The sequence below is a fragment of the Micromonospora sp. NPDC048839 genome (assembly GCF_040649915.1).
Lineage (GTDB): Bacteria > Actinomycetota > Actinomycetes > Mycobacteriales > Micromonosporaceae > Micromonospora.
The window spans coordinates 139,288-152,506 of sequence record NZ_JBEZGL010000018.1 but is presented as its reverse complement, the minus strand read 5'-3'; the positions used below and the strand labels follow the sequence as shown (position 1 = coordinate 152,506).

Annotated in this window: 13 protein-coding genes; 8 read left to right on the top strand and 5 right to left on the bottom strand. The window is 70.5% G+C overall.

The annotated features are described in order from the left end of the window. Positions 1–628 precede the first annotated feature (628 nt). A complete protein-coding gene (locus AB0C25_RS28305; protein WP_357377154.1) occupies positions 629–883 on the bottom strand; it encodes a hypothetical protein in 255 nt (84 codons plus the stop codon). 306 nt (positions 884–1,189) lie between these two features. On the opposite strand from AB0C25_RS28305, the gene AB0C25_RS28300 reads away from it, so the two are divergent. Together AB0C25_RS28300 and trpS are read left to right on the top strand one after the other, a co-directional pair. Then, entirely contained in the window at positions 1,190–1,660 is a 471-nt protein-coding gene (locus AB0C25_RS28300) for a PRC-barrel domain-containing protein (RefSeq protein WP_357377153.1), read from the top strand. 266 nt (positions 1,661–1,926) lie between these two features. Further along, positions 1,927–2,985 carry a tryptophan--tRNA ligase gene (gene trpS, locus AB0C25_RS28295; protein WP_357377152.1) on the top strand — a complete coding sequence of 353 codons (1,059 nt, stop codon included), beginning with the start codon at positions 1,927–1,929 and terminating at the stop codon, positions 2,983–2,985. A gap of 57 nt (positions 2,986–3,042) precedes the next feature. Here trpS and AB0C25_RS28290 read toward each other — a convergent pair whose 3' ends face one another. Further along, entirely contained in the window at positions 3,043–3,765 is a 723-nt protein-coding gene (locus AB0C25_RS28290; RefSeq protein WP_357377151.1) for a hypothetical protein, read from the bottom strand. 72 nt (positions 3,766–3,837) lie between these two features. On the opposite strand from AB0C25_RS28290, the gene AB0C25_RS28285 reads away from it, so the two are divergent. From AB0C25_RS28285 to AB0C25_RS28265, 5 genes are all read left to right on the top strand, one after another. Then, the gene (locus AB0C25_RS28285) at positions 3,838–4,488 is read left to right on the top strand and encodes a winged helix-turn-helix transcriptional regulator (RefSeq protein ID WP_357377150.1); all 651 of its coding nucleotides are present in this window, start codon (positions 3,838–3,840) and stop codon (positions 4,486–4,488) included. A 40-nt stretch (positions 4,489–4,528) separates the two neighbouring features. Beyond that, entirely contained in the window at positions 4,529–5,728 is a 1,200-nt protein-coding gene (locus tag AB0C25_RS28280; protein ID WP_357377149.1) for a low temperature requirement protein A, read from the top strand. A gap of 119 nt (positions 5,729–5,847) precedes the next feature. Then, positions 5,848–6,195: a YciI family protein gene (locus tag AB0C25_RS28275; RefSeq protein ID WP_357377155.1), complete on the top strand. Its 348-nt coding sequence runs from the start codon at positions 5,848–5,850 to the stop codon at positions 6,193–6,195. 2 nt (positions 6,196–6,197) lie between these two features. Further along, on the top strand, positions 6,198–7,454 hold the full coding sequence (locus AB0C25_RS28270; RefSeq protein ID WP_357377148.1) for a sigma-70 family RNA polymerase sigma factor: 1,257 nt from the start codon (positions 6,198–6,200) through the stop codon (positions 7,452–7,454). 19 nt (positions 7,455–7,473) lie between these two features. Continuing rightward, positions 7,474–8,067, top strand: a complete 594-nt coding sequence (locus AB0C25_RS28265) for an HAD family phosphatase (RefSeq protein WP_357377147.1) — start codon at positions 7,474–7,476, stop codon at positions 8,065–8,067. Positions 8,068–8,071: 4 nt separating this feature from the next. Here the strand turns inward: AB0C25_RS28265 and AB0C25_RS28260 are convergent, their stop codons facing one another. Continuing rightward, positions 8,072–9,043 (bottom strand): NADP-dependent oxidoreductase, encoded by a 972-nt coding sequence (locus AB0C25_RS28260; protein ID WP_357377146.1) that lies wholly within the window; start codon positions 9,041–9,043, stop codon positions 8,072–8,074. Positions 9,044–9,236: 193 nt separating this feature from the next. Here AB0C25_RS28260 and AB0C25_RS28255 point away from each other — a divergent pair, with 193 nt between their 5' ends. Beyond that, a complete protein-coding gene (locus AB0C25_RS28255) occupies positions 9,237–9,929 on the top strand; it encodes a YoaK family protein (RefSeq protein WP_357377145.1) in 693 nt (230 codons plus the stop codon). 57 nt (positions 9,930–9,986) lie between these two features. On the opposite strand, the gene AB0C25_RS28250 is transcribed toward AB0C25_RS28255, so the two are convergent. Further along, positions 9,987–11,054: a DUF916 domain-containing protein gene (locus tag AB0C25_RS28250; RefSeq protein WP_357377144.1), complete on the bottom strand. Its 1,068-nt coding sequence runs from the start codon at positions 11,052–11,054 to the stop codon at positions 9,987–9,989. 92 nt (positions 11,055–11,146) lie between these two features. Then, entirely contained in the window at positions 11,147–13,120 is a 1,974-nt protein-coding gene (locus tag AB0C25_RS28245) for an FN3 domain-containing metallophosphoesterase family protein (RefSeq protein WP_357377143.1), read from the bottom strand. Positions 13,121–13,219: the final 99 nt, after the last annotated feature.

Genomic DNA, 13,219 nt, shown 5'->3' with positions numbered 1-13,219 from the left:
TATAAATCATAATTGGCACTGGCTTTACAAGCACCCTGTTGAGTTCTCAAAGAACAACCACACACCGACCAGAAGCCCCACCTCAGTGGAACCCCAACCGGGGCTTTTCGTACCGTGTCCCCGTCGCTCTCGCGCCGGGCACTTTTACTACGTTACCTCACCGTCTTCGCCGTGTCAAACCGTGTGTCCCGGTCTGTCATGCTTCGTACGGCTTAGCGCCGGCGCACTCACGCAGCAGCAAGCCGCTGCGTCAGGTCGTCGGATTTGGCAGGCCGGCCGCTGCGGTTTCCCGCAGTCTCGCCCGGTTCCCTGCCGGTCGTGAACCTTACCCGGTCGGCTTCGCTGCACCAAATCCGCCTCGCGGCCGATCCGGCGAGCACCGCCCGGACCGTGTCTCGCAGGAGCGAACTCCTCCGTGACCCGGTTGCCAGTTCGTTTCGGGGCCCCAGGACTTCCGTCCCGTTTGCCCCGTTCCGCGCTGGCAGAGAGAAAGTTACGCGTCTGCGGGTTTGATCGTCAAATCCGCGGGTAGCGGCGCGCGTCACACTCGCGTCGTCGACCGGTTGCCGAGCGCGCCTGAGGCCCGATCGGTTCTGCAACAGCCGCTGCCACCGAGAGGCGGGGCAGGTCAGGACGCCGGCCGTCGGCGGGCGGCGAGCCAGGCCCGGATGCCGAGGACACCGGCTGTCGTCCCGATCGCCAGGGACGCCGCGATCAGCAGTGCGTGCACCCACAGGAAGCTGGTGGCGGAGCCGTCGCCGACGGTGCCGGATGTCCAGGACCGCGGGTCCTGCCAGATGGCGACCGCGAACCTCGGCCAGATAACCCAGGTCCAGACCCCGACCCCGACCAGGAAGACAGCCCACCCTCGCGACAGCACCATGGCTGCCGAGTATGCCAGCGCACCTGTTCACCTGGCCGTTCGCGGACACCCGCCCGCCACCACGTCGGCACGGAAGCGCACACCCGCCCGCCACCACGTCGGCACGGAGGCGGACACCCGCCCGCCACCACGTCGGCACGGAGGCGGACACCCGCCCGCCACCACGTCGGCACGGAGGCGGACACCCGCCCGCCACTGGGCCGCGATCGACGACGTGACGGGTCAAGGTTCGTCGGTTCGTTTCGATGCCGGCGCGGTGGGCACTGCAGAACAGGACGGCTGAGGACCATCCCCCGGAGGTGCCCCATGCAACCCACGATCTTCAATCCCTGGGCCTGGCGCGACCCGTCCGCCCTGGCTGGCGGATACAACGAGACCACCCCGTCGGTCACCCCGCCGGAAGGCCCGGACGGTGGCCACGACGGTCCGGACGCTCCCGGCCCCGGCACGCCTGTGGACCTGGTGGGCTACCACGTGCAGGCCAGTGACGGACGCATCGGCACCATCGACGAGGCGAGCAACGAGACGGATGCCGGGTACCTGGTGGTGGACACCGGCCCCTGGATCTTCGGTCAGAAGGTGCTGCTGCCCGCCGGCACGGTGGAGCGGGTGGATCACCAGGAACGCGTCGTTCATGTCGACCGGACCAAGCAGCAGATCAAGGACGCACCGCCGTTCGATGCGGATCCGGCCGACCCGGAGTACCGGGACCGCGTTGGCGCCTACTACGCCGCCAGCCAGCTTCCACTGCCCGGTGCCGCCCCGCGGGTAATGTGAGGCCGTGGTTCGGACGGGCAGTTGCGCAGCGGAGGCGGTCGACACGGTCGACGGCCTCCGCCTCGCCGCGGCGCCCGATGTTCCGACCAGCTCCGGCGATGGCCGTGAGCAACTCCTGAGTGTCCTCCGTGCCGGTGGTCTGCGGTTCCGCGCCGGCGCGCGATGGCGGACGGCTCGCTGAGCCGATCCCGCTGACCGAGGGGGCTGACCTGCCCCGCTCGGCGCGCGCCCACGCGTGACCCACCAACGGAACGAGAGGCATCACCATGTCCGTCGCACGAATGCTCACCGGCGACCGGCCGACCGGCCGCCTGCACCTTGGCCACTACGTCGGCAGCATCGCCAACCGGGTACGGCTGCACCGGCGCTACGAGAGCTTCTTCATCATCGCCGACCTGCACATGCTCACCACTCGCAACCGCCGCGAGGACATCGACCAGGTCTCCGGCAACGCCCGGGAGATGGTCACGGACATCCTCGCCGCCGGCGTCGACCCGGAACGGGCCACCTTCTACCTCCAGTCGGCGATCCCCGAGGTCGGCGACCTCAACACCCTGCTCCAGAACCTGGTGACGGTTCCCCGGCTGGAACGGGTGCCGTCCCTCAAGGACATGGCCCGCGACGCCGGCAAGGAGGAGATGCCGTACGGGTTGCTGGGCTACCCGGTGCTTCAGGCCGCGGACATCCTCTGCGTGAAGGGCGAGGTGGTCCCGGTCGGTCGGGACAACGCCGCGCACGTCGAGGTGACCCGGGAGATCGCCCGGCGGTTCAACCACCTGTACGGCCCGGTCTTCCCGGTGCCCGAGCTGATCGCGGCGGAGACGCCGAGCCTGGTGGGCACCGACGGGGCGGCCAAGATGAGCAAGAGTCGAGGGAACACCATCGCGCTCTCCGATGACGCGGCGACGGTGCGTCGCAAGGTGCTCGGCATGTACACCGATCCGAACCGGGTGCGCGCCGACGTGCCGGGCACGGTGGAGGGCAACCCGGTGTTCGCGTACCACGAGGTTTTCAATCCGGACCGCGACGAGGTGGCCGACCTGGCCCGGCGTTACCGGGCCGGGCGGGTCGGCGACGTGGAGGTCAAGCAGCGGCTGATTGCCGCGCTGGAGGGGTTCCTGGCGCCGATTCGGGAGCGTCGGGCCGAGATCGAGGCGGACCGGGGGTTGGTGGACCGGCTGATCGTCGAGGGCACGGAACGGACCCGCGAGGAGGTACGCCAGACCATGGTCGAGGTACGCCGGGCGATGGGGCTGACCGGCGCGTACCAGCAGGTGCGGCGGCGGGCTGAGCGGAGCCGGCGCCGGACGGACGCCTCGACCTGAGGCCGGGGCGTCCGGTCGGCGACGTGACGTCGGGTCCGCTGCGACGCCGTCGGGGTGTCAGCGGATCCGGACGTCAGCCAGGTCCAGGGTGATCGGCGTCCAGGAGAGATCCGGGGTGCGGTCCTCCTGGCGGATGTGGATCCGGCGTCGCGTCGGCACGACCAGCCCGTCGACCTCGATCGCCCCGCTCACGTAGTGCGCGGTCGGGGAGGAGCCGTTGACCACCGGCTGGTAGTCCATGCGCCGCAGCAGCCCGCTGTCGTCGAAGTAGTACAGCTGGGTGTCGTTGTGGGTGTCCAGGCTCTCGGGGTACGTGACGCGCAGCCCGCGCCACGACTCGCCGCCCTCGACCCACGGCTCGACCTCGTGCGCCTCGACGCCTGGCCAGGTGAACAGGAACGGCTCGACGAGGTAGTGCCAGGTGGCGTAGCCGCGGAAGTAGGCGGCCTGGGCGAGCGTCCACTGGCTGTCCCGGGTGTAGCCGGCGAAGCTGGCCCGGGGGTTCGTCAGCTCGTCGATGAGGCTGCCGTCGGCTGCGGTGACGGTGACCCGGTCGGTGTCGCGGTCGTACTCGGTGACCCGGCCGGTGCCCTCCTGGACGTGGCGGATCCGCTCCCGGTGCAGGTCGGCCTCGACCAGTTCGGTGCCGTCGAAGTCGGGGCGGCCCTTGAACGCCCAGAACGGTCCGCCGTAGGTGAGCCGGGTGGTGAGGGTCGACGCGGCGTTCCAACGGTCGAGGCCGCCGTGTCGCTCCATCACCTTGACGAGCAGTGCATCCATCACTTACTCCTAAGTTAGGACTAGATGGTTCGACGTTAGCACTGTTCGGTGGACGCCGACTACGATGGCGATGTGACTCAGCGGACTTACCAGGACGCCTGCGGGGCGGCGCGCACGATGGACATCGTCGGCGAGCGCTGGGCTCTGCTGATTGTCCGAGAGCTGGTCTTCGGCCCGAAGCGTTTCGGCGATCTGCGGGCCGGCCTGCCGAGGGCCAGCCAGAACGTGCTCAGCCAGCGCCTCCGGGAGCTGGAGCAGTCCGGCATCGTCCGGCGGGTGCAGCTCGGGCCGCCGGCCAGCGTGCACGCGTACGAGTTGACGGAACGCGGTCAGCAACTGGAGCCGACGTTGATCGAGTTGTCGCGGTGGGGGGCCGGCCTGCCCGCGGAGCCGGACGTCGAGATGAGCACCGACGCGTTCATGCTGCTGCTCAAGGCCCTCTACCGGCCGCCGGCCGACGCGCCCGTGACCACTCGCCTCCGGTTGCAGGTGGGCACCGACGCCTTCGAGGTGGGGGTGGCACCGAGTGGGGTCAGCGTGGCTCGTGGCCGGTCCGGGCAGGTCGACGTCACGCTCACCGGCACGGTGCACGCGCTGCGGGACCTGATGTTCGGCGGCACGCCGCTGCGATCGGCGGTCTCGGCGGGCGATATCGAGGTGCACGGCGACATGAGAGCGGCCGAGCGGTTCTTCCTGCTCTTCAGAGCGACGCCGGGCGGGTAGACCGGATGGGCCAGCGGCCCAGATGGCGCAGAATGCGAGTATGAGGAGGATATTCGACATTCGTCCGGTGCCGGCGGGGGTGACGCACCGGACCACGATGTTCGAGATCTTCTTCGACCTGGTCTTCGTCTTCGCGCTCACCCGGGTCATCACGTTCATGGCGGTGTCGCCGAGCGCGCTCACCCTGGCCCAGGGGCTGCTCCTCCTGCTCCTGCTGCTCTACTCCTGGTCGCCGTACATCTGGGTCGGGAACCTGGTCCGGCCGGACGTCGGCCCGGTCCGCGCCATCACCCTGGTCGCGATGGCAGCGATATTCGTGGCCGCGCTGGTGTTGCCGGACGCGTGGCAGCAGAGCCCGGAGCTGTTCGACGCGCCGCTGACGCTGGCCCTGGCCTACGTCGTTGGCCGGGCCGTACAGCTCGTGATTCTGTTCTGGGCGAGCGCGACGAACCCTGCCTTGCGCTCGACGCTGCGGTTTTTCACCGTGCCGGTGGTGCTGGGCTGGATCCCGCTGATCATCGGCGCCCTGCTCGGCGGTGCGGCCCAGACGGCGCTCTGGACTGTCGCGTTTCTGCTGAACATCGGCGGTGCCCGGATCGCGTCCACCTTCCGGCCGTGGCAACTGCGCAGCGTGGACCACTTCAGCGAGCGGTTCGGCCTGGTGCTCATCATCGCGTTGGGTGAGTCCCTGATCTCTGCCGGCGCAGGCCCGAGGGCGATGGCGCCGGTCGGCTCCGCCCTACTGGCCGCACTGCTCGGCCTCACCAGCACGGTCTGCCTGTGGTGGCTCTACTTCGATCGGCTGGCGTCCGCCGCCCGGGAGGCGGTCAGCAACGTGCCGGGTGAGCGACGAGCCCGCGTTGCCGGCGACGCGTACGGGCTCGGGCACTCCACGCTGATCATCGGCGTCATCTACGTCGCGCTCGGCATCGAGGAGGTGATCGCCCAGCTCACCGAGGGGTCCACGTATCCCGGCCGGCTGGGTTGGGAGGCCGCGACCGCGCTCTACGGCGGCACCGCCCTCTACCTGCTCAGCAGGTTGGTCTTCCGTCGGCTGACAGTTGGCGCGGTGCACCCGGGGCAGGTCGTCGCCGCGCTGCTGTCGTTGGCCCTGCTGCCGATCGGCCGATCCCTGCCGCCACTGGCGGCGCTCACCCTGCTGACCACCTTCCTGATCGGGGTCACCTGGTTCGAACGACGAATGGACCGACGTGACCTTGCGACGGGTGGACCGACGTGACCCGGCGTCGTGAAGTCCCGGCCGAAAAACCTGATCCGCCGTGTCGATATCCGCGGGCCTCGACCGTCGTCATGCTGTACGGCGACACGCCGCACCGAGAGGAGCCGAACGTGAAGTACATGCTGCTGTTCATGAGCCCCATGGTCGACGGGGAGGTCGTCGACAACGGGTGCAGCTTCGAGGACTGGATCCGCTACGACCGGGAGATGAAGGACGCCGGGGTCTGGGTCTCCGGGCACCCCCTGCAGGACCTGACCACCTGCACCACCGTGCAGGTCGGCCCGGACGGCGACCGCACGATCACCGACGGGCCGTTCGCCGAGACCCGCGAGCTGCTCGGCGGGTACGACATCATCGACGTGCCGGACCTCGACGCCGCGTTGGACTGGGCGGCCCGCAGCCCCGGGGCCGTCGGCACCGGATCGGTCCAGGTCCGTCCGATCGCCGAGATCGACGTGCAGGTCTGACCGTGCCGGGTGAGGCGGCAGCAGTCGGGTCGTCGGTGGAGGCGGTGTTCCGGGAGGAACGCGGCCGACTGCTCGCCTCGCTGGTGCGCCGCTTCGGCGACCTCGACCTGGCCGAGGAGGTCGCCTCGGAGGCCATCGAGGCGGCGCTGACGCACTGGCCGACCGATGGAGTCCCGGGCCGGCCCGGCGCCTGGCTGCTCACCACGGCCCGGCGTCGAGCGGTGGACCGGCTGCGTCGCGACCGGGTGCTGGCGACGCGGCTCGCCGTACTCCGGGCGGAGGCGGAGCGGGCCGACCACGCGCCGCCCGCCGACGCGGACCGGGACCTGCCCGACGACCGGCTGGCGCTCTTCTTCACCTGCGCGCACCCGGCCCTGGCCGCGCAGGATCGCGGCGCACTCACCCTGCGGTTCCTGGCCGGCCTCACCACCACCGAGGTCGCGCGGGCCTTCCTGGTGCCGCCCGCCACCATGGCCCAGCGACTCGTCCGGGCCAAACGGAAGATCCGCGACGCCCGCATCCCGTTCCGGGTGCCCGGCCCCGACGAGCTGCCCGGTCGTCTGCCCACGGTGCTCCAGGCCGTCTACTCGGTCTTCACCGAGGGGTACGCGGCCAGCTCCGGCCCGGATCTGCAACGGATCGACCTGGCCGAGGAGGCCATCCGGCTGGGCCGGATCCTGCGGCGGCTGCTGCCGGCCGAGCGGGAGGTCGCCGGGCTGCTCGGCCTGATGCTGCTGGTCCACGCCCGACGGGACGCGCGTACCGGGCCGGACGGCGCCCTGGTCCTCCTCGACGACCAGGATCGGGGACGGTGGGACCGTCCGATGATCGAGGAGGGGTGCGCCCTGGTGGTGGTCGCGCTGACCGGCCGGGCGCCCGGCCCGTACGGGGTGCAGGCCGCCATCGCCGCGCTGCACGACGAGGCCGCCGACGTGGCCAGTACCGACTGGCCGCAGGTGGTTGCGCTCTACGACGTGCTGCTCGGCCTGATGCCCTCGCCTGTCGTCGCGCTGAACCGGGCCGCCGCGGTGGCCATGCGGGACGGGCCGGAGGCGGGGCTCGCGCTGCTCGACGAGTTGGCCGACGATCCGCGCCTGCGCGGCCACCACCCCTATCCGGCGGCGCGGGCCGCCCTGCTGCGCCGGCTCGGTCGGTACGACGAGGCCGCGGCCGCGTACCGCAGCGCGTTGACGCTTGTCGGCACCGAACCGGAGCGCGCGTACCTGCTCAGCCAACTTGAAGAAGTCACGACCGAGTGAGCTGTGTACCCTTCCCCGGATGAGTCTGCCGCTGCCAGCCGGTGAGTTCGCCGCGTACCTGTTCGACTGCGACGGCACGATCGTCGACTCGATGCCGCTGCACTACGTGGCGTGGCAGCGGGCCCTGCACGACTGGGGTTGCGAGTTCCCGGAGGACCTCTTCTACGCCTGGGGTGGGCGGCCGACCGCCGACATCATCGTCGCCCTGAACGAGCAGCAGGGGCTGGCCATGCCGGTGGCGACAGTTGTCGAGCGCCGGGAGAGCTACTACGAGGAGCTGTTGCCGCAGCTCGCCGCCGTGCCGGAGGTGGTGGCGCACATCCACGACGCCCACCGGCGGGTCCCGTTCGCCGTGGTCTCCGGCAGCACCCGCGCCTCGGTCACCGCCTCGCTCGACGCGCTCGGCCTGCTGGACCGGTTCGACGTGCTGGTCTGCGCCGAGGACTACACCCGGGCCAAGCCGGACCCGGAGGCGTTCCTGCTCGCGGCGGAACACCTCGGCGTACCCCCGGGGTCGTGCCTGGTCTTCGAGGACACCGACCTGGGCATCCAGGCCGCGACGGCGGCCGGCATGGCATCGGTACGCGTGCCGCAACAGCGCACGGCGCGCTGAGGTCTCAGGACACCGTCAGCAGCAGCTTGCCGGCGTAGGAGGTTTCCAGGCGCTGGTGCGCGTCGCGGACCTTGCCCAGCGGGAACTTCTCCGCGACGTGCACCACGAACGGGCCGGCCTCGATGAGTTCGTTGAGGCGCTGCAACTGTCGGGGGGTCGATTCGCCGTCGTACGCCCGGACCACCACGCCCGACCGTTCCTGCGGCTCCGGCTGCACCCCGTGGGCGAAGGCGACCACGCCACCGTCGGTGAGTGTCTCGGTGAGCCGGTCCAGCGTCTTGCCGCCGGCCATCGCCAGGATGGCGTCCACCCCGCCCGGTGCCGCGTCCCGGATCCGGGCGAGCACCTCGGTCAGGTCGGCGTGGCCGTCGAGGGACACGTCGGCGCCGAGCCGGGTCACCAGCGCGACGCCGTCCGCCCCGGACGCCACGGCGATCACGTTCAGGCCCTGCCGCTTGGCCAACTGCACGGCCAGGTGACCCTGGCCGCCGCTCGCACCAAAGATCAACAACCAGGAGCCGGCCGACAGGCTGACGGTGTCGAGCCCGGCCAGCGCGGTCAGCGCGTCGGTGGGCATGGCCCCGGCGTGCTCGGCCGGTACGCCGTCGGGCACCTTGGCCGCGTACTCCGCCCTGACCGCCGCGTACTCGGCGTAGAAGCCGCCCTTCGGGCGGGTGGTGGCGGAGACGTAGACCAGGTCACCGACCCCGACGTTTGACACCTTGCTGCCGGCGGCGAGGACCGTGCCGGCACCGTCTGAGCCGGGCACGATCGGGAGCGCCGAGCCCTCCGGCACCAGCATGCCCTGCCGCTCGTACACGTCCCACACGCCCACGCCGGCGCTCCGGACCTTGATCAGGATCTCGTCGTCGGCGATCTGCGGGATCGGCAGCTTTCGCAGCGTGATCACCTCCGGCCCACCGAACTCGTCCAGGGCCGCGGCCTGCATCCGCTCTGGCACATCCCCGTCAACCATGTGGATTCCCCCTCTGTGCCGGCGTCACCGTCGCAGCATGCCGGCTCGGGGACCGGCGTGGGCCGGAGATGAGTGCCATTCCCCCAAAAGGCCCCGGCGCGATCTTGCGGTTTCGGTTGCCGATACGCGTGGAACGCCCCCTGCGCCGGGGCGGCACGTGCACGATCGCGGGAGGAGGGAAGGGGGCGCCGACATGCGGGCTCCGTCGACGCGGGCCGCGGCCTGGCTTCTGGTGGCGTTGGCCGCGGCCTCCGGCTGCATCGACGTGATCTGCCTGACCAGGCTGAACGGGTACTTCGCCAGCGTGGTCACCGGCAATCTGGTGCACTTCGGCCACGCGCTCGCCACGGCGGACGTCCGGTCGCTCGCGGGTGCGGTGGTGGCGGTCGGTGGTTACGCCGTGGGGGTGGCCGCCGCCACGGTGCCGTTGCGCCACATCCCGCCCGGGTGGAACGGCCGTACCGCTGTGGTGACGTCCGCCGAGGCGGTGCTCCTGCTCGGTTTCACGGTCGGCTGGTGGGCCTGCGCGGCACGTCCCGGGTACGGCTTCGGGCTCGTGCTGCTGGGGATGGCGGCCGTGGCGAGCGGCATCCAGAGCGTGATCACCATGGGCGCCGGCGTGCCGGGCGCGTCGACCACCTACCTGACCGGCTCGCTGACCGAACTGGTCCGGCGGCGCATCGTCGACCCGCACCGGTTCGCCGACGTGGGTGGCGTCGGCCGGCTGGCCGGGCTCGTGGTCGGCGCCGTGCTCGGCACGGTCGTGCTGCGCACGGCCCCGACCTGGGCACCGGCGCTGGCGGCGGTGCTGGTGATCGCGGTGCTCATGGTTGCGGTCGGCCTGACCCGCCGCGCCGTGACCACCGGTGGGAGGGCCACTCGGTGAGGCGACCCACTCCGGCGGCGCGGTGGACGACGGCCGTCGCGGCCCCCGGTTGAGCGATCAGGAGGTCTGCGGCTCCTGACCACGCAGCGCCTGCGCGACGGCGTCACGTACGCGGGCGTCCTCGCGAACCGCGCGCCGCGTCCGGTTGCGACGCCGGTACAGGTACGCCCCGACGACCGCGGCGACGAGGACGACGAGCGCCAGCACCAACATCCACGGCAGCGCCCAGCCGTGCGCGGTGACCGTCACCGGCTTGAGCGAGGTGGTGGAGCCCGAGGCGTCGGTGAGCAGCGGCGTGAGGGTCACGGTCGCGGCCAGCGAGACGGCGGGGGCGACATCGGCGATGGGCACGGTCACGTCCCAGCTCTCCCCCGGGAGCAGCTCCGGGGGCGCGGCGATGTCCTTCGCCCCGACCCGCAGCACGCCGAACGGCCCCGAGACCGATACCGTCTGCTGCCCGGAGAGTGCCGCGTTGCCGATGTTGTGGATCTTGTAGGTGACGGTGGCGTCGCCCTTGCGGAACGGGTTGGCCGAGCCGCCGTACGTGACGTGCGGGTCCTCGATCGCGAGGTTCGGCTTCAGTTCGCCGCCGACCCGCAGCTTGATCCGGATGCCGAGGCGCCTGTCGACGTTGATGCCTTCGGCCTGGTCGGCCTGGGTGAGCGTGGTGAGGATCCCGCCCACGTAGTCGCCGGGCGTGGCGTTGTCCGGGACGCTGACCGTGAAGGGGACCTGCGCGGTCTTGCCGGGCTGGATCACGACACTGCCGGCCTTCGGCTTCGCCCAGGCGCCGATCGCGACGGACTTGGCATCCCTGGTGAGCAGGTCGAGCTGACCCGCGTCGGTCGTGAAGCCGTCGGCGGCGTACACGGAAAGGGTCAGTGGCGCCTTCCCGCGGTTGGCGACGGCCATGGCGTCCTCGACGGCGCCGCCGGGGTTGACGTTGTAGCTGTAACTGGACCGAGCCTCGCCGTAGCCGTTGGAGGCCGTGCGGACCGTCCAGGCGACGTTGCCGTCCGCCGCCAGGGCGGGGCCGGCACCGACGCCGACGGTCGCGACTGCGGCGAGCAGGGACAGCGCGGTGGTACGAGCAAGCTTCTTCCAGCGCGTTACGGACGGGTACATGTCGGATCCTTGAGGTGATCTTGGGAGGTCTGCACATGGGTGGCGGGGTAGGCCCCCGAAGGTGCCTACCCCGCCCGGTTGGAACAGTTCGGTCAGCTGCTCAGCGCGGTGATCGTGAGCGTGGTGCGGTAGCTGCCCTTCGCGATGCTGTCCGGGATCTTCAGATCCAGGTCGGCACCGAGGCGGGCGCCGCCCCGCGGGTGACCCTGCGCGGCCGCGGCGAGGGCGCTGGAGACCGAGAGGCCCTTGCCCTGGTCGTCGAAGGACGACAGGACCGGAGCACCGGCCTCGGCGCCCGCGCCGCCGTCGAGCACGTACGGGTTCCAGCCCAGGTAGGAGCCGGAGAACTTCTTGTCGGCGTCCTGGAAGTCACCGACGTTGGCCGAGATCGACCACGGGGCGAGCGAACGGCGGCTGTCCGACACGAGGATCGGGTTGATCTTGCCGGCCGCCTCGAAGTAGGTGCCGTCGCGCTCCTGGGCGGTGCCCAGGTCGACAAGGCCGTTGTAGCCGTCGATCGTCCAGCCGAACTCACCCGGAGCCGGGTTCGGGACGTTGACCTGGATGGCCTGACCGTCACCGTGGTACGGGTGCACGGTCACCTTGTCGGTGACCGAGCCGACCGGCTGACCGTCCGGGGTGTTGACGCAGGAGAGGCCCTTCTCGACGGCCGCGTTCGGTGCCGCGCAGGTGCCACTGCGAACGTTGGCCAGGACCAGCTTGTCGCCACGGACCTGCACCTTGACGTAGCTGCGGACGTGCTCCTGGTTCTGCGACGAGTTGTACCAGTACTTGTTCGGGTCCAGCGGGTCCGGGCCGTTGCCCCGGATGCCGGTGCCGGTGGCGTCCGGCTTCTTGATGTCGTAGTACTTCGAGCCGGAGGCCGAGTTGGCCGTCACGTAGATGACGCCACCCGGGCCGGGGAAGACCTCGGCAGCACCGGGCTGCTCGGCCGGGTTCTCCTTCTGGCCGTTCTTGATCGAGTAGCTGCGGGAGTAGCTGTGGTCGTGGCCCTGGAGCACCATGTCCACGCCGAGGTTGGAGAACGCGGTGGTGAAGTCCTCCCGCCGCTGCTTGTTGTCGGTGTCGGTCGCGTGGCTGGCCGGCGAGTAGATGGAGTGGTGGTAGACCAGCACCTTCCACTTGGCCTCGGAGCCGTGCTTGTTGATCACGTCGGTGACGTACGCGACGTGCGCCGCGTCGCCGCCGGCGGATCCGTCCGCCGGGTTGGCGTAGCTGTTGCTGTTCAGGTCGATGAACAGCACATCCTTGTGGATGAACCAGTAGTCGCCGCCGGACCGGGTCGCCTGGTCGCCGTTGTAGTACTGCGCCGAGCGGTCGGTGTTCGGGGTGAAGTGGTGCTGCTCGTAGGACTTGCCGCCGACGTCGTGGTTACCGATGGTGGCCACGAGGGGGATCTGACGCAGCTGGTCGGGGGCCAGGAACGAGGTCCACTGCCCCTCGTCGTTGGCGCTCTCCACGTGGTCGCCGGCGGACACCAGCAGCTCGGCGTTCGGGTTGGCCCCGGTGGCGACCTTCAGGGTCTCCTCCCAACCGGCCTGGTCCTTCAGCCGGTCACCGGAGGAGCCGATCTGCGGGTCACCGAAGAACAGGAAGTCGTAGTCGCCCTCGAAGTCCTGGGTCTTGAAGGCGTACGCCGGGGACCAACCGCCCTCGGCGCCGACCCGGTACGAGTACGCCGTGTTCTCGCGCAGGTTGCTGATCGTGGCGTGCCGGTTGAAGCCGGTGGTGGAGGTGTTCGCCGCGCCGACGGCGTCGAAGCTGACGGCGCTTGCCGGAAACTCGCCGTTGACGATCTCGGCGGTCGGGGCGAGCTGGATCTTCTGGGCGGTGTCCGCGGAGGAGTACCAGCTCACGATCCGCTGGGTCTCGTTGGCGCCGACGCCGAGGATCACGCCGGTGATCGTGGTGGACTCGGCCGCGCTGGCGGTGGCGGTCAGGCCGCTACCGAGGGCCGCGCCCATTCCCAGGAAGCCGGCTGCGACCCCGGCGACCACGCGCCGCCGCACGAGCCCGGGGGCCCGTGTCGAGGTGCTCAATGTCATCGACATTGTTCCCTTTTCAAATAGAGAAATGGATGGTGACTTCACCCGACGCGGGGAAGCAAATCAACGCTTTCGCCGCCTGATGAACCAACCATGAAC

Bases quoted from the DNA above. Each gene is read 5' to 3' on its own strand.
- AB0C25_RS28265 (WP_357377147.1), top strand. From the start codon at position 7,474: ATGAGTCTGCCGCTGCCAGCCGGTGAGTTCGCCGCGTACCTGTTCGAC.
- AB0C25_RS28275 (WP_357377155.1), top strand. From the start codon at position 5,848: ATGCTGCTGTTCATGAGCCCCATGGTCGACGGGGAGGTCGTCGACAAC.
- AB0C25_RS28250 (WP_357377144.1), bottom strand. From the start codon at position 11,054: ATGTACCCGTCCGTAACGCGCTGGAAGAAGCTTGCTCGTACCACCGCG.
- AB0C25_RS28255 (WP_357377145.1), top strand. From the start codon at position 9,237: ATGCGGGCTCCGTCGACGCGGGCCGCGGCCTGGCTTCTGGTGGCGTTG.
- AB0C25_RS28300 (WP_357377153.1), top strand. From the start codon at position 1,190: ATGCAACCCACGATCTTCAATCCCTGGGCCTGGCGCGACCCGTCCGCC.
- AB0C25_RS28305 (WP_357377154.1), bottom strand. From the start codon at position 883: ATGGTGCTGTCGCGAGGGTGGGCTGTCTTCCTGGTCGGGGTCGGGGTC.
- AB0C25_RS28245 (WP_357377143.1), bottom strand. From the start codon at position 13,120: ATGACATTGAGCACCTCGACACGGGCCCCCGGGCTCGTGCGGCGGCGC.
- AB0C25_RS28290 (WP_357377151.1), bottom strand. From the start codon at position 3,765: ATGGATGCACTGCTCGTCAAGGTGATGGAGCGACACGGCGGCCTCGAC.
- trpS (WP_357377152.1), top strand. From the start codon at position 1,927: ATGTCCGTCGCACGAATGCTCACCGGCGACCGGCCGACCGGCCGCCTG.
- AB0C25_RS28260 (WP_357377146.1), bottom strand. From the start codon at position 9,043: ATGGTTGACGGGGATGTGCCAGAGCGGATGCAGGCCGCGGCCCTGGAC.
- AB0C25_RS28280 (WP_357377149.1), top strand. From the start codon at position 4,529: ATGAGGAGGATATTCGACATTCGTCCGGTGCCGGCGGGGGTGACGCAC.